Source organism: Agrobacterium larrymoorei, assembly GCF_005145045.1.
GTDB classification, from domain to species: domain Bacteria; phylum Pseudomonadota; class Alphaproteobacteria; order Rhizobiales; family Rhizobiaceae; genus Agrobacterium; species Agrobacterium larrymoorei.
Genome location: NZ_CP039694.1, coordinates 306,661 through 329,229, shown reverse-complemented (window position 1 = coordinate 329,229; position 22,569 = coordinate 306,661). Strand labels below are relative to the sequence as shown.

Genomic DNA, 22,569 nt, shown 5'->3' with positions numbered 1-22,569 from the left:
CAACACGCAGAAAGGAATGATAATGACCAATTCCGATGACACTGGCTTTGTGCCGCTTTTCGATGGTAGGACGCTGGAGGGCTGGTTTGCTACTCCTCGCACCTATGGCGAGGTGTGGCCGGGTGGCCCGACGGTGAGTGAGGCGCATCCCAAACTGTTTCCCGCCGATTATAACGAAAAGGCCGCCGCGCATCCCGCCGTCTGGACTGTTGAGGACGGTGCAATCGTCGGCCGGCAGGATGCTCCCGGCAGCGGCTGGGGAGGCTATCTGGTGACCGAGGGAGAATATGGCGACTTCGACCTGCGGTTCGAAGCCAAGCCCGATTGGCCTGCCGATACCGGCATCATGCTGCGCAAGAAAGCGCAGACGTTCCACGGGTTTCAGGTGCTTCTCGATCACCGCAAGTCGGGGTCCATCGGCGGGTTTTACGGCAACGGCATCTCCGGCTTCCACGCCGTGCCCTTTGCGCTGGATGTCGTGACCGATGCGGGTGGTAAGCCTGTCGGGCTGCGGGAGGATGATCCCGCAACCTCCATCGAGCCCTTCCGCCAGAGCAAGCGCGACCTTTTGAGCGAAGCCTGTACGGCGGAAGAGTTTCTCGAAGCCTGGAAATTCGAAGACTGGAACGACTTCCGCATCGTGATAACCGGCGCCAAGCCGAAGGCGACCTGCTGGATCAACGGGCTGAAGATCGCATCCATCGACCTCTCCACCATCACTTACCCCAATTACGACGCCGATGCCGTGGCCGAATTCCTGGGGCCGAAGGGCCACATCGCTTTCGAGGTTCACGACAATGACTGGGGCGGGTTGGGGCAAGGCCGGTGGGGCCGTGAGGCGGCTTGCCGCTGGCGCAACATTCGCATCAAGGAGCTGTAAGATGGCCGATATTCGATGGGGCATCCTCGGCACGGGGTGGATCGCCGGGCTGTTTGCGGAGGATTTGTCCAAAACCTCCGGCGCTGTCTGCGCCGCCGTGGCCTCGCGTGACGCGACCCGCGCCGAAGCCTTCGCCACCCACCACTCCATTCCTCGTTCCCATGGTGATTATGCGGCGTTGGCCGCGGACCCGGACGTCGATGTGGTTTACATCGCTTCGCCGCACAGCCACCATCACCAACACACGCGGATGATGCTGGAGGCGGGCAAGAACGTGCTGGTCGAAAAGCCGTTCACGATGAACGCAGAACAGGCGGCCGACCTGCTGGCGCTCGCCCGCGAAAAGGGGCTGTTCATCATGGATGCCATGTGGACGCTCTGCAATCCGCTTTACGGCGAATTGCAATCGCGCATCGCGGCTGGCAGCATCGGCACGCCGCGCGCCTTCTCCGCCCATATCGGTCCGATGGGAACGGGGGCAAACAGTCGCGTCGCCGATCCCGATCTTGGCGGCAGCTTCACACTGGAATGCATGGTTTATCCTTTGAATATCCTTGCAGGACTTGCGCCGAATCTGACGAAGACCGCTACTGTCGGCGCTTCCGGCCTTTTGACGGCGCGGGGGGTGGACAGTGCATCCTCCATCACGCTGAATACCTCCGATGGATATGCCTCCATGGCAGGCGGTTTCGTGCCTGAGACCGAGGGCATGGCTGGTTCCGGCTTTCACCTGATTGGAGACAAGGGCTGGCTCGCGGTCACCGACAATCTCTTCAATCCAGGAAAAGCGCTCTTTAGCACGGCGGCCGGAGTGGAAGAGTTGATCGATCCCGGTCACGAAGCCCGGTATGGATGGGAAATCGAAGAGGTGGGGCGCTGTTTGAGGGAAGGCCGGTGGGAAAGCAGCCGTGTCCCGCACGACTTGACCTTAGGCGTGATTGAGCTTCTGGATAAGGCGGTTATCCAAATCCATGGAAAGGTTCTCTCTTGACGTTCGAACCGCGCCATCTTTTCTCCGGTCAAACCTGTCAGGTCTGGACCCATGATACGGTCACGGGCGAAAATCGGCTGGTGTTCGAGACAGCCGATCTTCTGCTCGAAGCGCCTAACTGGATCGATGACGCGCTGATCCTGAACGGCGATGGCGTCCTGTGGCGGCTGCCGCTGTCAGAGCCTAACCTGGAAAAGATCGATATTGCGGGCGTTCCACCGCTGAACAACGACCACGTGCCCGACCCTGACGGTCATCACATCTTCATTTCAACGGAAGATGACTGGCAGATCTGGCGTGCGCCTCTGGCCGGGGGTGCGGCACGGCGTATCAGCTGCGACGACAACCTCATGCATTTTCTGCATGGCGTTTCTCCTGACGGTAAGCGTCTGGCCTTTGTCGGGCTCGAGGCCGAAGTTACCGAAACCAGCTTCCGCCTGATTGCGGCGGAAATCTGCACCATCGCAAATGACGGCAGTGACTTTTGTCGACTGACCGACGGTGCCGTGGCGGACGGGCCGGAATACAGCCCGGATGGCCAGTGGATCTACTATAATACGGAAAGCTTTTCGGGCCATGCCCAGATTGCGCGAATGCGGACAGACGGCAGCGGCAATGAACGGCTGAGCCATGCCGATACCGTCGACTGGTTCCCCCATCTGTCGCCGGACGGCGCAAAAGCGGTCTACCTGTCCTATCCGCCCGGCACCGAAGGCCATCCAGCCGACCTCTGGGTTGAAATCAAGCTGGTGGACGGGGGCTGGAGCGAGGCCCGAGCGGTAGCAAAGCTGTTCGGCGGGCAGGGGACGATCAACGTCAACTCCTGGTCCCCAGACAGCCGCTCTTTCGCCTATGTCGCTTATCCACTTTCTAAGCCACTGTGCTGACCTGTTTGCCTGAAGTATTGGATTGAAGATGACCTACACGCTCCAGACGCTCTCCACCGAATTGCAGGAACTCCAACTGCCAACTTTCGATTACGAGATTGCATGGCGGCTCGGCAGCCTGATGCAGGCGCAGGCCGCAGGGGGCGCTTTGCCTGCGGCCATCACCGTGACCCATGGTGAGGATGTTGTGTTGTCTCTGCTGATGCCCGGTGCGACCCTGGATAATTCCGCGTGGGCCGCACGCAAGCGCGCCGTGGCGCACAGGTTCCATCGCAGTTCACTTGCAATCCGCCTGGAGGCAGAGGCGGGCAGCTTCGACTTCAACAAGCGCTATCGCCTTTCGGATACAGACTATGTGGCCTCTGGTGGCGGAGTTCCAATCATCCTGCGCGCCGGCACCTTGATCGGAACCATCGGGGTCAGCGACTTGCCGGATGTCGAAGATCATCGCCTTGCGGCAAGCACCCTACGCAAGCATCTAGCCGCAGAACCATAAATGGCGCTTCTTATTAGCGGACAGCTTCTCAGGGGCAATCCGTCTCCACAGCCATATTGGATTAGGAATTCTTTTCAGTAAAATCAGATGCAAGTGACTTGTTTGGGTAGGAGTGGGTTGAAGGGGCCGAGCGACTAGTTGCTGCCGGGCTGATCGAGGGCCAAGTAATGCCTCCTTCGCAATCCGTAGAGATCGGGCGTTACGTTGGACGAGGTGCGTCCGCAGATCGGACTTCGATATCCGGACGAGCGCTGAAAATCGCCATTCGGGTAGTATATGGCGACTCGTCCGCGTCGGCATGTAGGAAATAAGGTGACCAGTATACTTCGCCGCGATTGGGCCGTTGGACCGCCAACGCTGGATCAAGGTTGGGGCCTCGAATCTCCGGACGAGGAAGGCGTGCTTGCCGAATATGTCGTGTTGCGAGCTGAACGTATTGCGGCGGCCCCAAAAACCCTCACGCTAGAGGAGGCTAACGGCCTGCCATGTGCAGCGCTCACGGCCTGGACAGCTCTGAACGGAAACCGCCCCTACCTCAAACCTGTCGGAAAAGGTGACAAAGTCCTTGCGACCGGAACGGGTGCGGTTGCGCTGTTTTCCGTCCTCTTCGCTCAAACTGTCAGGGCGAAGGCCGTGGTGACAACGAGCCGCGACAACAAATCGGTTCAGGTCCACGCGCTCGGGGCGGTCGATGTCATCAACTACAAGACCATTCAAATTGGGGCGAGGTGGTGTTCGAAGGTTTTGGCGGATTCCATCGGGTCGTCAATGCCGCCGGTGGCGCGGAACTGGATCAAGCTATCTCCGCCCTTGCACCAGGTGCACAGGTAGCGTTGATGGGTTTGTACAGTCAGGCTGCTGCTCCGCCAAATTTGATTGCTCTCATGATAAAGAACGGATCCATACGGGGCACATCCGTCGGAAGTGCCGCAGTGCACGGGGATATGGTCAATTTCGTTGACAAACACCGCATCAACCCGCCAATTGCCGAGGTGTTCACAAATCTCGCAAGCCAGGGAAGCTTACGAGTCAGCGGCGTTCGGTCACGTCTTCGGAAAGGTCGTCATTAAGGTCGCTGGATGATAGCGGGAACAGAGCGGAGGCGAAGGGTGGTCCGTGCAGATTGTTCTGCGTCGCCCACCAGTCCTTGTTATGAACCGCCCCGGCTTTGCCGGAGACCGTTAGGTTTAAGTTATGCGGCCATGGCTGGTTCGTCCAGCATGGCGTAGTAGCGCTCTTCGGCCTCTGCCGGAGGCATGTTCCCGATAGGCTCCAGAAGGCGGCGGTGGTTGAACCAGTCGACCCATTCCAGTGTGGCGAACTCCACAGCTTCAAAGTTGCGGCATGGTCCTCGCCGATGGATGACCTCGGCCTTGTAAAGACCGTTGATCGTTTCAGCGAGGGCGTTGTCATAGGAATCGCCGACGCTTCCGACAGAAGGCTCGATGCCAGCTTCTGCCAACCGTTCCGAGTAGCAGATAGACACGTATTGGCCAGATTCAACCGGTCGCCGCAACACCCTAAACATGGAAGTTTTTATTGTGCCAGGAAGAAGGAAATCGGAGCAGTCAACGCGGCAGAAATTGTCCTCGCCAGGCCGGCCGCCTGTATGGCAGCGTGAGAACCTGTATCGGTTCAGGCGAGAAATAGCGGCTGGCTTGTCTAGCGAGGATGCCGCTATTGAAGCTGGCGTCTCTGCCCCCGTTGGGAACCGGTGGTTTCGGAGTTCAGGCGGCATGCCTCCTACGCATCTTTCACCCTCGGCAACACCACTTAAAAACCGCAGCCTTACGTTCTCAGAGCGAGAAGAAATTGCTTTGGAGTGTGCTCGAGGCACCGGCATTCGTGCCATCGCACGTAAGCTGGGACGATCAGCAAGTACAATCTCGCGCGAGATCAGGCGTAATTCAGCGACACGCGGCGGCGATTTCGATTACCGCGCCACTACTGCGCAATGGCACGCTGATCGGGCTTCGCGGCGACCGAAGGTGGCGAAGCTGGCAGCCAATACTGCCCTTCCCGATTACGTGCAGGACCGGCTTTCGGGCCTTATTGCCACGCCCGGCGGCATCGCCTTTGATGGGCCTGCCGTGGTATGGAAAGGACGACGGGCCGGTCATCGGCAAAGCCGACGCTGGTCCAAAGCCTGGAGCCCGGAACAGATTGCGCAGCGTCTGAGACTGGACTACCCCGAGGACGCAACCATGCGCATCTGCCACGAAGCCATCTATCAGGCACGCTACATTCAAGGCCGAGGCGCATTGAAACAAGAGCTATCGGCTTGCTTGCTGTCTGGGCGAGCACTGCGTTTACCTCGCGAACGGGCTCGCAATCGCGGTAAGTCCTTTGTTGGCAATGGAATCATGATTGTCAATCAGCACCGAACATTCACCCCACCAGAGGGGTCAACATTCCATGCTTAAACACATGAGCCGCTTGGCAACGTCATCCTGCCGCGCCCTCCGCGCAATCTCCAAATCGAGTTCCCGAACTTTGTCAATCAGTGCTCGCAGCGTGACAACCAATGCCAAGCAGGGCGCGCGTGCCGCCTCCGTTAAGCTCGAGCTATCGTCTTCAACGTGACTGATCAGAATTCCGACATGTGAGGGACCTTGTGGAACGGTAATTCCGAACTCTGCCATCAGCCCACGCAAAGCGTTGATGATTTGGGTCTTTTGCCGCACGAGAAGGTCACGCACCTTGAATACTGTCGCCGCAGCCTGCTTTTCCTCGCTTTTGACCGCGACGAAACGCATCGTCGGACGCATTGTCGCCTCGCAGATGGCTTCCGCATCGGCCGCATCGTTCTTCTGACGCTTAACGAACGGTTTGACGTAAATTGGCGCGATCAACTTCACTCGATGCCCAAGCTTGGCAATCTCACGACCCCAATGGTGGCTTCCGGCACATGCTTCCATCGCCACTGTGCAAGGACGAACCTCCGACAGGAAGGCAAGCAACTTCTTGCTCGAGATCTTCCGCCGAAGAAGCACCGAGCCATCAGCGCTCGCCCCATGAACTTGAATTATGCTCTTGGCCAAATCCAGACCGATTATGCTAACCTTTTCCATGGACGCTCTCCCTCTAATGGTTCAAACACAACCATTCTGGCACAAAGATGCCGTTGAGTGGGAGCGTCCACCCCATCGCTCACCTTAAGTCCACTCTCGAGAGCGCAAAATCACGGTGTCGCCCCAAAAACTCGCAAGGCGGTGCACGCCGGAGGGATACCGTTTGAATGGGAACCTACTTGACTAAGATCGCTCGAAAGTCGTTCACGTTAGTGCCGGTCGCACCCGTAACAAAAAGGTCGTTCAACGCCTCGAAAGCACTATAGCTGTCATGGTTGGCAAGTAGCTTTTGTGCATCCAAACCCATGCCACGCAGTCGGCTGAGTGTAGCGGAATCCACGAATGCACCCGAGTTGTCTTCGGAGCCATCTATTCCGTCCGTATCGGCAGCAAGGGCGGCCACTTGCAAGCCAGGTTGCGCCAGTGCAAAGGCGAGAGCAAACTCAGTATTCCTCCCGCCTCGCCCCCAAGCCCCCGAGGAACTTACCGTAGTCTCTCCGCCAGACAACAGAACAACAGGCCTTCTGAATGGCCGATTCTTAGTAAGTACCTCTCGAGCGATCGACGCATGGACACCGGCAACAATCCGGGCCTCGCCTTCAAATGAATCTGACAGGATTGCAGCGCCGACGCCATGATCTATTGCGCATTTACCAGCGGCTTCTAAGGAGAGGCTCGCTGAAGCAATTACATCTACAGTGTTCCTAGCGAAGTGCACGCTGTTTGGGTTCGGCGCATCGGCCGCACTACTCTGGAGTAGTGCGACAACTGATACCGGAAGCCGAATACCGCTACGCTGCACTATCGATAATGCCGCCTGTCGAGTTGCAGGATCCGGGATCGTTGGACCGGAGGCAACGAGAGCAGGGTCGTCGCCGGGAATATCCGATACCACCAAGGTCGATACTCGGGCTGATGTCGCCGCGGCGAGACGCCCGCCCTTGATGCCAGAGGTGTGCTTTCTAATGACGTTCATCTCAGCTATCGACAGCCCGGATTTCAGCAGAGCCTGATTGGTTTGTATTTCATCGGAAAGTGAGATTCCTGGCAGCGGCATTGGTAAAAGCGATGATCCACCACCGCACATCAAAGCGATCACCAAATCGTCTGGACCCAGTTCGCTGACAAGCCCCATAAGGCACCGAGAGGCGCGCAATCCAGCTTCATCGGGGACGGGATGTGCAGCCTCCAACACTCGTATCCGCGTCGTGGGGCAACCATAACCGTAACGCGTCACGATAGCACCGCTCAAAGGTCCGTCCCAGAGCTCTTCGAGTGCTGCTGCCATGTGCGCGGCGCCTTTTCCCGCCCCTATGACAACGGTTTTCCCGCGAGGTCTCTCAGGGAGGTGCCCCCTAAGGCAATCCCTGGGATCCGCCGCCTTAATCGCGGCGTGGAACATTGATTTAAGAAGTCGGCGATCATCAATAGTCATTTAACCTCCCAAATATTTGTCATTACGTCCGAATGGACGCACCGCGGTGGGATGCCTTGATGTGATCGGCTGCTTTTTCGCCGATCATTATGGACACAGCATTCGTATTTGCGGAAACGATGGAGGGGATAACGGAAGCGTCTGCCACACGCAGCCCGCTGATCCCGCGAACTTGAAGATCCTTGTCGACCACACCCAAGACATCATCGCCTATACGGCATGTACCGCAGACATGAAGGCCTGGGCGCTTCTGGTCGTAGAGGAATGCTTTGACCTCGTCCTCCGATTCAAATTCTTTTTTGGGATGGCTACGGCGGGCTATCTGACCCTTCATGCTAGGCTGCTGCATGATATTATCTGCGATCCGCATTCCATCCATTATTGTCTCAAGATCATTACCGTTGCTGAGGTAGTTGGGATCGACAATTGGAGGGGCTTTCGGATCTGCGCTACGTAGCCCAACATAGCCCCGCGACTTCGGTCTAGCGAGGCTTATGCTCGAAGTGCACCCACAGCCTGTGCTGGTAGTCCCCATTCCCTCTTCGACACCGACGCCTGGCAAAAAGAATAGCTGAATATCTGGTGTCGATGCACCGTGCTTGGTGTACCAAAAAGCTCCGGTCTCAATAATGTTGCTGGTAATTGGACCTGATTGAAAAAGAAGATACTGCAACCCGGCTAGGATTTGCCAATGTAATCTTTTATACCGATCGAAGCTGTTCGTGTTGTTAAGATCGTACACAAGTGAAACTTCAACGTGGTCATGCAGATTTTTGCCCACGCCCGCCAACCCGTTCACAACTTCAATACCGTGAGACGCCAGCTCGCCCGGACTTCCTATGCCGGAAAGCATCAGTAATTTCGGGCTGGTGATTGCTCCCGCGCTCAGAACCACTTCGTGGCGGCAGCGCACCGTTTTTACATTACCCCCCCGCTCGTATTCTACACCGGTCGCCTTGTTCCCGGCGATGACAACACGGCGGACGGTGCAATTGGTTCGGACGTCAAGTTGACCGGTCTTTTTCGCTCGAGATAGATAGGATACTGCGGTACTCGAACGTCGCGCACCCCGGGCCGTAATCTGATACGGTCCGCAACCCGCGGGCGCGCCCGTGTTGAAGTCAGGAACATATGGTATGCCGGCCTCTTGGGCTGCAAGCAGCCATTGCTTACTCAGGGGATGCAAGTTCCTCTGTTGAGAGACCTTGAGAGGACCGCCAACACCATGGTGATTGTTATGGAATTGGTCATTGTCCTCGGCCTTTCGGTAGTAGGGAAGGATATCATCATAACCCCAGCCCGAAGCGCCGTTAGCTTCCCAGATATCGTAGTCTTCCCTCGTACCACGAACATATACCATACCATTGACCGAGCTACCGCCGCCGAGAACACGCGCCTGGACCATCGTAAGGGCCTCATTGCGGTTGTTTGTTCCCGCTCCGTCGACGTAGTGATAGCGCTCAACGAGATTACCAGTCCCGGTCTTGTAAAACATTGCGGGCATATGAATATACGGGTTCCAGTCACTCGGCCCTTTTTCAAGTAGAAGTACGCGCACGTCTGGCAGCTCACAGAGGCGTGACGCGACAACGCAACCGGCTGACCCACCGCCCACCACAATATAATCAAAAATATCTTCGCTCATTCCACCGTCCCTTGTCGATGCCAAAGAAGATTTTGCAAGACTTGTGCCAGTTGCAAAAAAGCGATCGATGCGCGGCTTATTGGGGCATATCGTGTCGAGCGTCTCACTAGAGATGCGACCGCCTCCTTTCTCAGATGAGATTTCTCAAAATGAGACGAGAAGCGGGAATTCTCGAGCCGAAGTGTGAGCCATTGGCCTCAAAGGCATCAAAAAATATACAGATATTTCAGATGGATACTATGCGGGATCGGGAAGATCTGGCTACCTGATCAACACAAACATACAATTTGTTTTATCGCACAGCAAAAACTGGCACGACAGTTGCATACACTTATAGCGATCGCGAAAGCGAGCGAATAAATGGAGTACAGAAGTGAAAAAATCTAAGGTCAGTGACATAATCTTGGCGGGTCCAACAATACTATTTCTGCTGGTATTTTTCATTCTGCCAAGCTGCATTCTATTGGTTTACAGCTTCTGGACAGTCCGCTCGTTTCAGCTCATCCCTGGCTTCTCTTGGGTGAACTACTCTCGCTCGCTCTCTGCTACAGGTTTCTATTACAGCGCATGGATGGGCATCCGGAACGGCTTGTGGACCGCCTTGATATCGGTTCTGGTAAGTTTCCCAGTCGCGTATTACATCGTCTTCAAAACACGAAGTAATCTCGTCCTCTACTTGGCGCTTCTTTCGTGGTTTTCAAGCTACCTCGTGCGCGTGTACGCTTGGCGTACTATCCTTGGGTCGAATGGCCTTATAAACTCGACGCTGATTAATCTCGGCATAATCGACAAGCCGCTCGAAATCCTCCTGTTTAGCCCGTTTGCTGTGGTGCTGACACTCGTCCATATCATGCTTCCCTTTAGTCTTTTGCTTCTGGTTTCTTCGCTGCGCGATGTGAAGCAGGACTACATAGACGCAGCACGTGATCTTGGAGCCTCGTGGCGACATGTGCTCTGGAAGGTCATCCTTCCAATGGCTCACAAAGGTTTGCTCGGTTCATTCATGTTTACGTTTGTGCTTGCCGCCGGAGACTACGTGACACCTCAGCTTCTGGGTGGAACCGAGGGCACGACGACGGGCCTCCTTATAGCAAATCAGTTCCGCATGGTTGGCAACTGGCCATTGGGTGCTGCCATGGCGTTCATCCTGCTCGCCGTTTTCCTCGTAATCTACCTGATTGTGTTGCGCCTCATGTATTTTGTGGATCTGGCACCGGGCAAGCGCTACTCACGCTAACTTCTAGAAAGGTCTCCAACATGTTGTTGCGAATTTGGGCCTGGGCTTTTCTCGCCTTTCTCTATGCACCTGTCGTTCTGATCACGCTCTTCAGCTTTCACAGTACGCCTTCTCTAACCTTCCCTTTCACAGGTTTCAGCTTGCGTTGGTATCATACCATCTTCTCAAACGCAGACTTTATGCAATCTTTGTGGAACAGCGTTCGTGTCGCCACGCTTTCGGCGGTTGCGACTACGCTGCTCGGCGCGATGGCTGCCCTTGCTCTGGTTAGACTAAATGGGCCGGTCAAGACGGCATTTGCATTTCTTTCCTTTTCACCAATTGCCCTGCCGGGGCTATTCCTAGGAATTGCATTAGTGGCCTTGTTCGCGCAATTTGGAATAAGCCGATCCCTCACGACTGTCGTCATCGCGCATGTCTTGTTCACGTTGCCGTTCTTCATTGAGGCGATGAGGTCGAGCGTCGAGTATTTTGACTTGACGCTGGAAGACGCAGCTCGCGACCTTGGTGCCACACCGTTTCAGACCTTCCGCTTGGTGACCCTGCCGATAATTGCGCCAACAATCGCTGGTGCTGCGATCCTGTGTTTCGCGCTATCATTCGATGAATTTATCATCACCGTGTTTGCTAGCGGCAGCGACACGACCTTGCCACTGTTCGTGTTCTCCATGATGCGGCGAACAATCGATCCGACAATTAACGCAGCGTCGGTGCTGGCGCTTGCTGTGTCCACGCTTGTTCTCGTCATTGGGGGCTTGCTCATGTGGTACCGCCGCCGCACAGCAATCAACTCGCGCGCCAATCAAACTGGAGAATAGACATGAACCCCATCGTACAGATCAAAGACGTGAAAAAGCGCTATGGACCGGTAACGGCTCTCAGCGGGATAGACCTTTCCGTCATCAAGGGGGAAATTGTCACGCTCCTGGGTCCCAGCGGATGCGGCAAGACCACGCTGATGAGACTTATCGCTGGCTTTGAACAGCCAAGCGAAGGTTCGGTGCTCCTCGAGGGTCGGAATGTTACCAAGCTTCCGCCGGAGTTGCGGCCCGTCAACATGGTCTTTCAGCGCTACGCACTGTTCCCGCACCTCGATGTGTTTGACAACATCGCATTTGGTCTGCGCTTGAAGGGAACGCCCACCAAGGAGATAAAGGCGAAGGTTACTACGATGCTGCACATGGTTCAGCTCGATGGCTTCGGTAATCGCTGGATCAACGAGTTGAGCGGGGGACAGGCGCAGCGTGTTGCGCTGGCCCGCGCTCTCGTAAATTCGCCTTCGGTCCTACTGCTCGACGAGCCGCTCGCTGCGCTCGACCTGAAGATTCGTCATCACATGCTCCATGAACTCAAGCGGATCCACGCGGAAACCGGCACCACTTTCGTGTATGTCACCCACGACCAAGACGAAGCCATGATCCTATCCGATCGTGTCGTCCTCATGAACAAGGGCTGTATCGAACAGATCGGCTCGCCAGAGCAGATGTATTCCAGGCCGAAGACCTTGTTCGGCGCGAAATTCTTTGGCGATACCAACATCATACCCGGTACGGTTACCAGCGCCGATCCAGAGACGACACTTGTCGATATCGGTTGCTGCACTGCGCGGGCGGAAATGAACGGCGTCAAGCCAGGTCAATCCGTCTTTCTGTCGATACGCCCCGAGCTGATGCATATCGAAAAGGCTGCCAAGACACCTTCGACGAACGCGAACTTCATCGAAGGTATGATTTCCGATGTGACCTTCATCGGAAGCCGCGTTGTCTACGAAATAAAGAACGAAGAACTGACGGTCAAATATCAGACCGCAAAGCCAATCCATACCGAGGGTATCGCCGATGGCGACAAGGTAAGGGTGTCCTGGTCATCCAGCGATGTTGTCGTGCTAACGCACTAGCAGTGCCAGGACTAATCGTAAGTGTACCGCAACAGAAAATAAACAAAGGTGGAACATATGGCAAAAACTGGCACAGATAAATTTCTAGAGATGATGCGTCAGCACATGCTGAACCGACGATCATTTCTCGGCGGAAGCGCGGCACTTGCGGGCGGAGCGATGCTCGCTCCTATCTTTCCCTCAACGGATGCCTATGCGGCTGTAGGCGGCTCAATCAGACTACTTGCTTGGGAAGGATTCACGCTTGATAAAGAGTTGGCGGACTGGCGCAACAAGAACAAAGTAACCGTTAATGTCAGCATCATCAGCGCGCAGGAGGACGTACAAGCAAAGCTGCTCGGGGGTAGCCCGGTCGCGCTCGATGTGACGGAAGTGAGCGCCAGCTACGGCGAACTCTATGCCCGGGATCTGAAGATCACCACGCCTTTGGATCCATCTCGGCTCCCCAACTATAACGCCGACAATATTTTCAAATTCTTCTACAATGGAAAATACTGGCTTATCGATAACGTGCTGACAGCTCTGCCCTGGATTTGGGGCATGGACATGCCTCTTTACGCCGATGGTGCGCCACCGATCAAATCTTTCAGAGACTTTCTTAAGCCTGAGTACGAAGGCAAACTGACGATGATCGATGGCCAGATTGGTACGTTTGACCTAGCATCGCGCTTGGCTGGGCTCGGGGACAAATATCCCTACGTCACTCGCGACGAAATGGCGAGCGCATGGAAAGCGCTCCTTCCTTGGAAGAAACAGATCCGGACGTTTGCCGCATCGAATGGTGACGTAGCGTCGCTCGTGTCTTCAAAGGAGGTGCTCGGATGCTTCTGCACCTGGACTGGCGTTCCAGTTGAGACGCTTAAGTCGGGTGTAAAGTCCCATTCCGTCATTCCGGAAGAGGGCGGCGTGACTTGGTGCGACGCCTGGTTCATCCCGAAGACAGCCGAGAATGTCGACACGGCGTATGAATTTATGAACCAGTCGCTTGATCCGGTCGTTCAGGCTTCGGCCGCCAAGACAGCAGCCGGGGCATCGGTAAGCAGCAAATCGCTGGTCCATATGGATGACGACACAAAGGCTTTGTTTGACTATGCGAACATCGACAGCGCCTTGGCTAAGTCACCGATACGTCCGCTGCCGCCAGGTTCATCAGACAAATTCGCGACATATGACGACTGGATGCAGGGTTGGAGCGACTTCAAGTCGGGCATCTAACCCAGGAAGGTTACTGCAAGCAGTGGCCTGCTGAAGTCTACAGGATGGAGATCCCGCCGTGCTAGCACGGCGGGAAATTGTAAAGCATTTCTCAAAGGCACAATCCATGGAAAAGACTCAAACTGACATTATCACCAATATGATGCGGGAGCATCTGCTGAATAGGAGGTCGTTCCTCGGCGCTTCTGCCGTAGGGGTTGGCGGCGCGATCTTGGCCCCGCTCTTCGGTGCCGGGCGAGCTCAAGCCGCAGTCGGCGGCTCGATGAAGCTTATGGCTTGGGAAGGATTCACGCTCGACACCGAACTCAAGAGCTGGCGCGAAAAATCTGGTGTCAATGTCAACGTCAGCATCATCAGTGCACAGGAGGACGTTCAGGCCAAGCTGATTGGTGGAAGCCCCGTCGCCCTCGACGTCGCTGAGGTGGGCGCGAGCTACAGCGAGTTGTACGCTAAGGATCTTAAGATCACGACGCCCCTCGATCCGTCAAAGCTACCCAACTACAATGCTGATAACATCTACAAGTATTTCTATAATGGCAAATATTGGCTCATCGATGATCAGCTAGCTGCACTGCCATGGATATGGGGCATGGATATGCCACTGTATGTCGAAGGTGCTCCGCCAATCAAGTCACTGAAAGATTTCTTGAAGCCCGAGTATGAGGGGAAATTGACGATCATCGATGGGCAGGTAGGCACCTTCGATCTTGCGTCGCGTCTCGCGGGTCTTGGCGACAAATTTCCTTATGTTACTCGCGATGAGATGGCGGCGGCATGGGAGAACCTGCAGCCATGGAAGAAGCAGGTGCGTACCTTTGCGACGTCAAACGGCGACGTAGCATCTCTAATAGCATCGAAGGAAATCCTCGGTTGCCTTTGCACGTGGACAGGCGTGCCTGCAGAGACGGCGAAGGCCGGCGTCAAGTCTCATACGGTCATTCCCGAAGAAGGCGGTGTAACCTGGTGCGATGCCTGGTTCGTTCCGAAAACGGCCGAAAACATCGACACCGCATACGCATTCATGAACCAGTCTCTTGATCCTGCTGTTCAGGCGCAAGCTGCAAAAACCACAGCATGCGCCGCCGTTAGCAGCAAGGCCATTGATTATATGGACGCTGATACAAAAGCGCTTTTTGACTATGGAAACATCGAGGCGGCGCTCGCCAAATCGCCAATCCACGCCCTACCGCCGACCACGTCGGACAAGTATGCGACCTACGACGACTGGCTCCAAGGCTGGAACGATTTCAAGTCTGGTTTCTGACCTTCACGCTCACGCTCGCCCCTAAAGTGGGGCGAGTATTGCGACGATCTTCGTGCGCATCTCCCGCCACACCGAATACGAAAGTGATTATGCTCCGCAGAGAGGCGAGATGTTTATATCTGTTTTCGACCTTTACAAGATCGGCATCGGCCCATCGAGTTCCCACACGATGGGGCCTATGGTTGCTGCGACGCGCTTTCTCAACGAACTGCTTTGTGGAGACTGGCCACGGCCTAGGGCTGTGAAAGTATCCAGCTTAAGGGTTACGCTCCATGGGTCCCTTGCTTTCACTGCAGTCGGCCATGCGACCGACCGGGCGGTCATTCTCGGCCTATGTGGATATCATCCTGCGACAATCGATCCCGATCGAATGGACGATGCCGTCAGCATGGTGCGCGCTGGCAAGTGTGTGAACCCGGACGGCCACCCGTCCTACGCATTCGATCCTAAAACAGACTTGGTTTTTGATCGGACAACGACCCTGCCGGGTCATCCAAACGGCATGTCATTTGAGGCGCTGGACTCAGCAGGCAAGCTGCTACTCAAGAGGATCTATTATTCCATTGGCGGTGGATTTGTGGTTACACCCGAGGAGCGCGAAAGTAAGTCCGCTCCTGCTGCCGTTCATTGCCAGATTCCGTATCCTTTCGACACCGCAGCGAGAATGCTGGACATGGCGCGGAAGTCTCAGCTTTCCATAGCACAAATGAAGCTTGCAAACGAAGAAGTATACCGCAGCAAGGCCGAAGTCAGTGACGGACTAACGCAGATCTGGGGCGTGATGTCCGCGTGTATCGATCGCGGTCTTGACAATGAAGGTGTTCTGCCCGGCGGCCTAGGTCTCAAGCGGCGTGCTAAAGCACTCGTTGACCGCCTTAAACAGGATGCGAGACGAAACACCCCCAACCCAATGCTCGCTAACGACTGGCTTGCTGCCTATGCGATGGCTGTAAATGAGGAGAATGCTGCCGGAGCCCGCGTCGTCACGGCGCCGACAAACGGCGCTGCGGGCGTCGTACCCGCTGTCTTAAGATACATGCTCCATTTCCATACCGGACGTGACCCGAAGGCGGTCGAGACCTTCTTGCTCACATCTGCGGCTGTCGGTGGTATAATCAAACACAACGCCTCGATTTCCGGCGCCGAAGTCGGCTGCCAGGGGGAGGTCGGCTCGGCCGCTGCTATGGCAGCGGCTGGACTGACGGCAGCCCTTGGTGGTACGGCGGAACAGGTGGAGCAGGCGGCCGAAATCGCCTTGGAACATCACCTCGGAACGACCTGTGATCCGGTCGGTGGCCTGGTTCAGGTGCCGTGCATCGAGCGCAACGCCGTTGGGGCCGTCAAAGCTGTTACGGCTGCGTCCCTGGCGCTAAAGTCCGACGGCTCCCATCTTATAGCATTGGACGCCTGTATCGAAACAATGCGCCAGACCGGCGATGACATGGATGTGCGGTACAAGGAAACCAGTCTTGGCGGTCTGGCTATAAATGTTCCCGCTTGTTGAAATTGCGCTCTAGCGTATAGGACTTCGGCCGAACTAAAATTAGGACGAATTGATATTCTGCCCCTAGCGCAGGGATTTGATGGCATCTGCGAGCGCTTCGCCGAGCTTGGTATTGGCGCCGCGCGGCAGATGTATGCCGTCGATCCCCTTAGACATCATGACCCCGCCAGCGTCGAAGAAGCCGGCCTGCATGAAGCCGCTCATACTGACGTAAAACCCGGGCCTCGCTCGAGATTTATCGGCGGAACTCGAAGACGTCTCCCTGCACAATGGATCGGATATAGTGCCAAGCGGGGGTGGTGCCAAAACCAGTTTCCGCAGAGCCGGATAGAGTGTGCCGGTACCGCCCGCTGCGCTCGCCACCTGTCCGACCAAAGTTGCCATGCCAAAGCTATATCGAATGGTGTTCTTTGATATGTAGCTAGGTATCGTTCGTACCCAGCTTGATGATGACCAGATCGAGCGGCAGATGGCAGGCAGGCTGCGCCGTTAAGGCGTGCGTCGTTCGAATCTACGTTTGTCGCCTGTCCGCTAGGGCACCCCTCTATAGGATAGAAATCCTGTCCGTGCATCTAAGAAGCCCGCCCTTTTCAACATTTCCAATCCTCATAACGGCTCGTTGGAACGACGGTCTGAGTAGGCGCCCAACCCCAAGTAAGTGAATCTCCACAACAGATTACGTTTTTTTACCTTGTCATAACGGGGTCGTAATTCTGGGTGAAACAGCGCCTTCGCGGCTAGCTCCGGATGGCAGGGAGGGCGAGCCGACTCATAGTTACGGTCGCCATAAGGATGGCCAAAAGTATAAATGACGATTTCAGGCCACTCGCGTGCGACACGAAACCGATGATGGCGGGACCAACGAGTATGCCCGAATAGCCAATGCTTGCAATAGCCGCTACAGCCAAGTGCTCTGGCATCTTTTTCTGGTCTCCGGCTGCCGAGAAGAATATCGGGGCTAGATTTGAGACGCCGAGACCGACGACGAAGTAGCATCCCAGCGTTGTCGGCCAATCCGGGGTTATTGTCGCCATGAACAAAGCGGTTGCCGAAGCGATCGCTCCGCAAAGGACAAGCCGCCTGGCCCCAAGCAGCCGAACCCAATAGTCGCCGCTGAGACGACCGAAGGTCATTGCAATGGCGAACGAGGTGTAGCCAAGTCCTGCGCTTGCAGGTTCAATGGATTTTTCTGATGTCAGGAACACGGCGCTCCAGTCCAGCATTGCACCTTCGATCAGGAAAACGGTGAAGCAGAACAGGCTGATGGCGAGCACCTGACCTCTAGGGATCGCAAAGAGCGCTCCATTGCTGTCCAAGGACCCAGTGATAAGACCGGGGAACGACGCAGCAGTGACAAGTGCTATGACCGCCACCGCGACCGCCGCAATTGCTGGCAATGAAAGACCATAGGTGAGCATCGCTGCGACGATGGCAGGACCGCAGATGCTACCAATACTGAAAAGAGCGTGAAACCCTGACATCATCTTTCGGGCGCAAAGCCTTTCGACCTGTATTGCCTGGATGTTCACGACGCCATCGATCGCACCAATGCTCGCTCCGAAAAAGAACAAGACAATCGATAAAGTCAGTGGATTGGCCACAAGGACGAGCATCGGGAAAACCACGAACAGGACAAACGACGCGACCAGAATTGTCGCCCGTACTCCAAACCGTCCGCAGGCAGCGCCCGACAAGGGCAGCGCTACCATTGATCCCATGCCGAAGCAAAGAAGGAGAAATCCCAGTTCTCCATCGTCAAGTCCCAGCCTAGCCTTCGTTAGGGGGACGATCGGTGCCCATGCCGACATTGCGAAGCCGAAATTGAAGAACGTCAGCCGTGTCGCCAATCGTTCAGAAAAATAGTCGGACATAATGAAACCATTTGCCCCGATTTAGCGGTTGTCGTCCGATTTCTTCAAATGGATTTTGTCGTCTCGACCACGAATTCGTTTCAGGAGCTCCCACAGTGTGCTAGCCCAGTCAATTTTAACCCGGTTGGACCATATCAAGTATCGAATTAAATTCATAATCCGCTCCTTAGTGCCGGCTCGCGAAGCGAGCCGGCTTGAAAAATTAGGCTGCCTTCTTGGACGCGCAGTATGCGCGCAGCTTCGGCATGACGTCTTCGGCAAGCAGTTGCAATGACTGCTTCTGCACTTCGGGATGATCCCATTCCTTGAAGCCTGCAAGCAAGCCGCCGAATGGTCCGCCCATTTCGTCGACGAACGCAATGAGCTTGTCGAGAACGGTCTTGGCCGAGCCGGAGATCACCATGGTGTCCAAGCAATATTGCAGGGTGATATCATCGCTCGGCATGCTGAGATCCTGCTTCAGGACGCCTTCGATATTGTAGGTGCGCATATCATCGATAACGAAGTCGTAGTACCAAGCGTACGCGTTGCCTTCCTGCGCCAGGTAATCCGCCGCTTCCTGATCGCTGCTAGCGACGAGGATAGAGCGTCCGACACGCCAGTTCTTACGATCTGGTTTGATCCCTGCGGCTTCACAACCCATCGCATACTGTTCCCAGTGCGTCTTGGCCCAGACCGACTGAATGAAGTTCGCCGAGGCGATGCCCCAACCCTTCTGGCCGGCAACGTATGCAGACTTCGAGTTCGGGGACATGATCGAGACGACTACCGGCGGGTAGGGCTTCTGGAAAGGCTTCAGCATCGGACCAAAGCCGAGCTTTTCGTGGATCGTGTCCTGAACCTTAACATTCCAGTACTTGCCTGGGATGTTGTATGGCGGGTTGGAGGCCCAGATCTCATGGATCATACGAACGGATTCGCCCAGCATCTCACCACGGTTCTTGTCCATAGTGTCAAACAGCTCGAAGTCGCTGGCCAGACCGCCGGGACCAACCCCCATGATGACGCGCCCCTTCGACATGTGGTCTAGCTGGGCGACATCGCCAGCGATTGTCGCGGGATGATGCTGCGGCAGATTGAGCACGCCGGTGGCAAGCTTAAGTTTTGTGTCCGCCATGATCGATGCAAGAAACTGCAGAGGATTGACGATCGGCTCGATGCTCGACGAATAGTGTTCGCCGACCCAGATTTCATCGAAACCGACCTTGTCGATGAAAAGCGCTGCTTCCCGGTCCTGTTCCAACATTTCGGTAATCGTGCGCTTCTTTGGATCGTGAAGCGGTTGCATGAAAAGGCCAAGATCCATTTTATTTCCTTCCCCGCCCTGTTGGCGGCCAGACTAATTCAATAGCGTTGTTTTGAGCATTGCCAGCGGTGCGGCATCACTACTCAGTAAATACCAAGCAAAGGACATGCCAGATTTTAAATAATTGTATCTATTGAATTATTTAGCTTCTGGAGGCGCTGAGATTGAGACTGAGACTCGGTTGCGACGGGAGTAGATATCAATGAGGATCGATGAGATATTAGTCGTGAACTGGCCGCTAATCGGTTGGACGGTCACCGGCCAGGGTTAGTTCAAGCGTGAGAGGTGGCAAGCTCGTTGCTCTGGTGATACTTGCGTCCTCTCCAGAGGAGGCAGCTCTCCTCTGAGACATCGCTGAGCTTGATGGACTTGATATTGCCGAGAAGGATGCTGTGCGAATAGCCGTCAAACCGGGAGCCAAGTTCGCAGTCCAAACTGATGAGGGCCCCTTCGAGTAGCGGCGCACCGCCTTCCGTCTGGTTCCAGACAGCATCGTCGAATCGGGCTACGCCCTTTCGTCCATCCATTCCGGCGAACCGGTTTGCGATCCAGGCCTGCCGCGGCGCTAGAACGTTTACGCCGAAGTAGCCGTTTTCCACGATCGAATCATGTGCGCTCGCAGAGCCATTAACGCAAACGAGAATGGATGGTGGATTGGCGGAGAGGCTGCAGACCGCAGTTGCTGTCAGTCCACACCGGCCTTCGTCCTTGCCTGTGGTTATGACGGTCACAACACCTGTTAATCTTGCCATGGCCTCTTTGAAAAGATGATCCATTGTCTTTCTCCTGATTTCTAATGAGGAGCAAGATGCAAACGACGTGCCAGGCGGCGGACGCCCTATTTAAATAACTGAAATTTATACACTTTAAGGTTCACGGATTTGGATACTCGGTTTCGGATAACCCACTTCTCGAGAATTCTCACGAGTAGATAGTTTTGAGATCGATAGCATGCTTGCTTATCTTTCGATAGATCGTAGCTCTGCTCATTCCGAGAGAAGAAGCTGCGGCTTCCACGTCTCTGGGATACTCCGAAAGCGCAGTTAGGAGAAGCTCGCGTTCACGCTGGTTCGAGCAAGCTTTAGGTCCAGCCGGGGAGGCCGATCGTGCTGTGGGGATGGGATCATGAGTATCCGCATTATGGTAAGCTGCCCTAAGCATCAGATCGTCGGCTGTGATCAACCCTTCGCTGGCCACAGCTGCGGCCCGCCGCAGTACATTCACAAGTTCTCGGATATTTCCAGGCCAGCGATGCTCCAGCAAGAGCCGCCGCGCATTTGGAGCAAGCTCGATTTGGCCCGGAGTAAGCCTTACTAGCAGCCGATCTATGATCTGACCGACATCGTTGCGATCTCTCAAAGCGGGAATGTCGATTACGGCACCTGCAAGGCGGTAGTACAAATCCTCTCGAAAGTGCTTCTTTGCGATAGCCTGCTCAAGATTTTGGTTTGTCGCAGCTATGACATGAATATCGACTTGGGTTGCTTTGCCCGATCCTAGCGGCACTACCTCCCTCGTCTCCAGCAAGCGGAGAAGCCTCGTCTGCAGCGAGATCGGCATATCGCCAATCTCATCGAGAAATAGTGTGCCGCCGTGAGCTTCAAGAACGCGCCCCTGATTCCCTTCCCTATTTGCTCCTGTGAATGCGCCCGACGTATATCCAAACAATTCGCTATCGATCAGGGTCTCAGGCACTGCCGCGCAGTTAAATGCTACAAAAGGACCAGATGAACGAGGGCTCGCTTGGTGGAGTGCGCGGGCCAGAGTATCTTTTCCGGTCCCGGTCTCACCAAGTATCAAGACCGGAAGGCCAGCGGACAAAATTCTTTCAGCAAGTTGTGCGGAACGTTGCATTTTTGCGTCGCCACCCGCCCAATCTTCCAGCGTGACGCTTGAACCTGGCAAGGTCCGAAGTGGAGTACGGGCCTTGGAAATGCTTGAAGCCTTGGAGGTAGTTACCCTGCTGGCGAAGCTTATGTTCCCAGTAACCAAAGTTGGACGGTCTCTAAGCCGCAAGCTCACATCTCGTGAACGCCCCCCTGATTTGAAGAGAGCCGTATCCCTTTCGACGAATCGCCAAATAGTAGAAGAGTTAATTTCGCGCTCGTTAATATTGAGGAGCTTCCGCGCCGCTGCATTCGCCCCCAGGAGCAGCTGATCCTCGCCTAACGCCAAAAGCCCGATATCACCACCATCTTCACGGAACTGAAATATTGAGGTCTCGCGAAACTTGTTCTTGAAAAGTCGCGCTGAGAGGCGGCGGGCATATTGGCGCGTTATGGAGGCCGCAAGCTTATGTGTTTCTTCCTGTAACATCTCGCGCTTGATCGAAAGGTTTAAAACGCCCCAAAACTCGCAACTTGGGCCATACAACGGCGCCGCAACGCATGCAGTCGGCGAAAGATCGGAGAAGAAATGCTCGTTTTGAAAAACGGTAGTGAATTCTCCCGTAGCAATACACGTCCCGACGCCGTTCGTGCCGCCGTATGCTTCAGTCCAAACCGAACCCGGTCGATCGAATTCGCACCAATTCGCAGAATCATGATCTGCGCTGTCCACGATTAGCACACCATCCTTGTTCGCCAAAGATGTCGAATACCCTATCGACTTTACGGCTAGATAAAGCCCGTCCAGCTCTTCTTTCGCCAGAAGAAGGGCATCTTCAAGGCGTTCTCGTTCGAGGTTAAGCTCCCGATGCCCCATGATGGGCAATGATCTGAAGTTACATGGATCAAGGTTATGAACTTCCACGCAACGACGCCAGGACGCTGTTGCGGACGTATCACTCATGATGCGCTCTGCACTTACGGCGGGCTCCTTTATTCGAGCCTCGACGCGTGCGTAATGGTCTGAAGCACGCATTTGAAGTT

18 protein-coding genes and 3 pseudogenes are annotated in these 22,569 nt (G+C 55.3%); 12 read left to right on the top strand and 9 right to left on the bottom strand.

Annotation, left to right across the window (positions count from 1 at the left end; genetic code table 11):
• The first annotated feature begins 22 nt into the window (after positions 1-22).
• The 5 genes from CFBP5473_RS24565 (at position 23) to CFBP5473_RS25215 (ending at position 4,085) form a co-directional block, all read left to right on the top strand.
• Complete coding sequence (locus CFBP5473_RS24565; protein ID WP_027676656.1) at positions 23-880, top strand: 3-keto-disaccharide hydrolase; 858 nt, start codon at positions 23-25, stop codon at positions 878-880.
• A gap of 1 nt (position 881) precedes the next feature.
• A complete protein-coding gene (locus CFBP5473_RS24560) occupies positions 882-1,871 on the top strand; it encodes a Gfo/Idh/MocA family protein (protein ID WP_051441383.1) in 990 nt (329 codons plus the stop codon).
• Positions 1,868-2,758 (top strand): TolB family protein, encoded by an 891-nt coding sequence (locus tag CFBP5473_RS24555; RefSeq protein ID WP_027676655.1) that lies wholly within the window; start codon positions 1,868-1,870, stop codon positions 2,756-2,758. The genes CFBP5473_RS24560 and CFBP5473_RS24555 overlap by 4 nt, the downstream gene beginning before the upstream one ends.
• 28 nt (positions 2,759-2,786) lie before the next feature.
• Positions 2,787-3,254 carry a heme-degrading domain-containing protein gene (locus CFBP5473_RS24550; protein ID WP_027676654.1) on the top strand — a complete coding sequence of 156 codons (468 nt, stop codon included), beginning with the start codon at positions 2,787-2,789 and terminating at the stop codon, positions 3,252-3,254.
• Between the two features lie 312 nt (positions 3,255-3,566).
• Positions 3,567-4,085, top strand: coding sequence for an MDR/zinc-dependent alcohol dehydrogenase-like family protein (locus CFBP5473_RS25215; RefSeq protein ID WP_157835814.1), 519 nt, complete (start codon positions 3,567-3,569; stop codon positions 4,083-4,085).
• Between the two features lie 361 nt (positions 4,086-4,446).
• Here the strand turns inward: CFBP5473_RS25215 and CFBP5473_RS24535 are convergent.
• Positions 4,447-4,749, bottom strand: a pseudogene (locus tag CFBP5473_RS24535) (integrase core domain-containing protein); the annotation flags it as partial.
• A gap of 46 nt (positions 4,750-4,795) precedes the next feature.
• Between CFBP5473_RS24535 and CFBP5473_RS24530 the strand changes: the two are divergent.
• A pseudogene (locus tag CFBP5473_RS24530) lies at positions 4,796-5,656 on the top strand (transposase); the annotation flags it as partial.
• 18 nt (positions 5,657-5,674) lie between these two features.
• On the opposite strand, the pseudogene CFBP5473_RS24525 reads toward CFBP5473_RS24530, so the two are convergent.
• From CFBP5473_RS24525 to CFBP5473_RS24515, 3 genes and pseudogenes are all read right to left on the bottom strand, one after another.
• Positions 5,675-6,325 (bottom strand): annotated as a pseudogene (locus CFBP5473_RS24525) (IS110 family RNA-guided transposase); the annotation flags it as partial.
• A gap of 175 nt (positions 6,326-6,500) precedes the next feature.
• Positions 6,501-7,760, bottom strand: coding sequence for a glycerate kinase type-2 family protein (locus CFBP5473_RS24520; protein WP_027676652.1), 1,260 nt, complete (start codon positions 7,758-7,760; stop codon positions 6,501-6,503).
• Positions 7,761-7,782: 22 nt separating this feature from the next.
• A complete protein-coding gene (locus tag CFBP5473_RS24515) occupies positions 7,783-9,405 on the bottom strand; it encodes a GMC family oxidoreductase (RefSeq protein ID WP_037171535.1) in 1,623 nt (540 codons plus the stop codon).
• A 373-nt stretch (positions 9,406-9,778) separates the two neighbouring features.
• On the opposite strand from CFBP5473_RS24515, the gene CFBP5473_RS24510 reads away from it, so the two are divergent.
• The 6 genes from CFBP5473_RS24510 to CFBP5473_RS24485 all read left to right on the top strand — a co-directional run bounded on the left by CFBP5473_RS24510 (position 9,779) and on the right by CFBP5473_RS24485 (position 16,522).
• A complete protein-coding gene (locus CFBP5473_RS24510) occupies positions 9,779-10,642 on the top strand; it encodes an ABC transporter permease (protein ID WP_084631791.1) in 864 nt (287 codons plus the stop codon).
• A gap of 20 nt (positions 10,643-10,662) precedes the next feature.
• Positions 10,663-11,460, top strand: coding sequence for an ABC transporter permease (locus CFBP5473_RS24505; protein WP_037171534.1), 798 nt, complete (start codon positions 10,663-10,665; stop codon positions 11,458-11,460).
• 2 nt (positions 11,461-11,462) lie between these two features.
• On the top strand, positions 11,463-12,539 hold the full coding sequence (locus CFBP5473_RS24500) for an ABC transporter ATP-binding protein (protein WP_027676649.1): 1,077 nt from the start codon (positions 11,463-11,465) through the stop codon (positions 12,537-12,539).
• Between the two features lie 57 nt (positions 12,540-12,596).
• Complete coding sequence (locus CFBP5473_RS24495; RefSeq protein WP_051441379.1) at positions 12,597-13,754, top strand: ABC transporter substrate-binding protein; 1,158 nt, start codon at positions 12,597-12,599, stop codon at positions 13,752-13,754.
• A 106-nt stretch (positions 13,755-13,860) separates the two neighbouring features.
• Positions 13,861-15,018: an ABC transporter substrate-binding protein gene (locus CFBP5473_RS24490; protein WP_051441378.1), complete on the top strand. Its 1,158-nt coding sequence runs from the start codon at positions 13,861-13,863 to the stop codon at positions 15,016-15,018.
• 109 nt (positions 15,019-15,127) lie between these two features.
• Positions 15,128-16,522, top strand: a complete 1,395-nt coding sequence (locus CFBP5473_RS24485) for an L-serine ammonia-lyase (RefSeq protein WP_027676646.1) — start codon at positions 15,128-15,130, stop codon at positions 16,520-16,522.
• A 63-nt stretch (positions 16,523-16,585) separates the two neighbouring features.
• Here CFBP5473_RS24485 and CFBP5473_RS25210 read toward each other — a convergent pair whose 3' ends face one another.
• The 5 genes from CFBP5473_RS25210 to CFBP5473_RS24465 all read right to left on the bottom strand — a co-directional run bounded on the left by CFBP5473_RS25210 (position 16,586) and on the right by CFBP5473_RS24465 (position 22,489).
• Positions 16,586-16,726, bottom strand: a complete 141-nt coding sequence (locus CFBP5473_RS25210) for a hypothetical protein (RefSeq protein WP_157835812.1) — start codon at positions 16,724-16,726, stop codon at positions 16,586-16,588.
• Between the two features lie 533 nt (positions 16,727-17,259).
• Entirely contained in the window at positions 17,260-18,393 is a 1,134-nt protein-coding gene (locus CFBP5473_RS24480; protein WP_037171532.1) for an MFS transporter, read from the bottom strand.
• Positions 18,394-18,595: 202 nt separating this feature from the next.
• Positions 18,596-19,699: an LLM class flavin-dependent oxidoreductase gene (locus tag CFBP5473_RS24475; RefSeq protein WP_027676644.1), complete on the bottom strand. Its 1,104-nt coding sequence runs from the start codon at positions 19,697-19,699 to the stop codon at positions 18,596-18,598.
• Positions 19,700-19,971: 272 nt separating this feature from the next.
• Positions 19,972-20,475, bottom strand: a complete 504-nt coding sequence (locus CFBP5473_RS24470; RefSeq protein WP_037171530.1) for a flavin reductase family protein — start codon at positions 20,473-20,475, stop codon at positions 19,972-19,974.
• Positions 20,476-20,620: 145 nt separating this feature from the next.
• Positions 20,621-22,489 (bottom strand): sigma-54-dependent Fis family transcriptional regulator, encoded by a 1,869-nt coding sequence (locus CFBP5473_RS24465; protein ID WP_169696921.1) that lies wholly within the window; start codon positions 22,487-22,489, stop codon positions 20,621-20,623.
• Positions 22,490-22,569 lie beyond the last annotated feature (80 nt).

What these genes read in the sequence shown, in the direction of transcription:
- CFBP5473_RS24565 (WP_027676656.1), top strand. Translation starts at nt 23, where the DNA reads ATGACCAATTCCGATGACACTGGCTTTGTGCCGCTTTTCGATGGTAGG.
- CFBP5473_RS24560 (WP_051441383.1), top strand. Translation starts at nt 882, where the DNA reads ATGGCCGATATTCGATGGGGCATCCTCGGCACGGGGTGGATCGCCGGG.
- CFBP5473_RS24550 (WP_027676654.1), top strand. Translation starts at nt 2,787, where the DNA reads ATGACCTACACGCTCCAGACGCTCTCCACCGAATTGCAGGAACTCCAA.
- CFBP5473_RS24520 (WP_027676652.1), bottom strand. Translation starts at nt 7,760, where the DNA reads ATGACTATTGATGATCGCCGACTTCTTAAATCAATGTTCCACGCCGCG.
- CFBP5473_RS24515 (WP_037171535.1), bottom strand. Translation starts at nt 9,405, where the DNA reads ATGAGCGAAGATATTTTTGATTATATTGTGGTGGGCGGTGGGTCAGCC.
- CFBP5473_RS24505 (WP_037171534.1), top strand. Translation starts at nt 10,663, where the DNA reads ATGTTGTTGCGAATTTGGGCCTGGGCTTTTCTCGCCTTTCTCTATGCA.
- CFBP5473_RS24500 (WP_027676649.1), top strand. Translation starts at nt 11,463, where the DNA reads ATGAACCCCATCGTACAGATCAAAGACGTGAAAAAGCGCTATGGACCG.
- CFBP5473_RS24495 (WP_051441379.1), top strand. Translation starts at nt 12,597, where the DNA reads ATGGCAAAAACTGGCACAGATAAATTTCTAGAGATGATGCGTCAGCAC.
- CFBP5473_RS24490 (WP_051441378.1), top strand. Translation starts at nt 13,861, where the DNA reads ATGGAAAAGACTCAAACTGACATTATCACCAATATGATGCGGGAGCAT.
- CFBP5473_RS24485 (WP_027676646.1), top strand. Translation starts at nt 15,128, where the DNA reads ATGTTTATATCTGTTTTCGACCTTTACAAGATCGGCATCGGCCCATCG.
- CFBP5473_RS25210 (WP_157835812.1), bottom strand. Translation starts at nt 16,726, where the DNA reads ATGAGCGGCTTCATGCAGGCCGGCTTCTTCGACGCTGGCGGGGTCATG.
- CFBP5473_RS24480 (WP_037171532.1), bottom strand. Translation starts at nt 18,393, where the DNA reads ATGTCCGACTATTTTTCTGAACGATTGGCGACACGGCTGACGTTCTTC.
- CFBP5473_RS24475 (WP_027676644.1), bottom strand. Translation starts at nt 19,699, where the DNA reads ATGGATCTTGGCCTTTTCATGCAACCGCTTCACGATCCAAAGAAGCGC.
- CFBP5473_RS24470 (WP_037171530.1), bottom strand. Translation starts at nt 20,475, where the DNA reads ATGGATCATCTTTTCAAAGAGGCCATGGCAAGATTAACAGGTGTTGTG.
- CFBP5473_RS24465 (WP_169696921.1), bottom strand. Translation starts at nt 22,489, where the DNA reads ATGAGTGATACGTCCGCAACAGCGTCCTGGCGTCGTTGCGTGGAAGTT.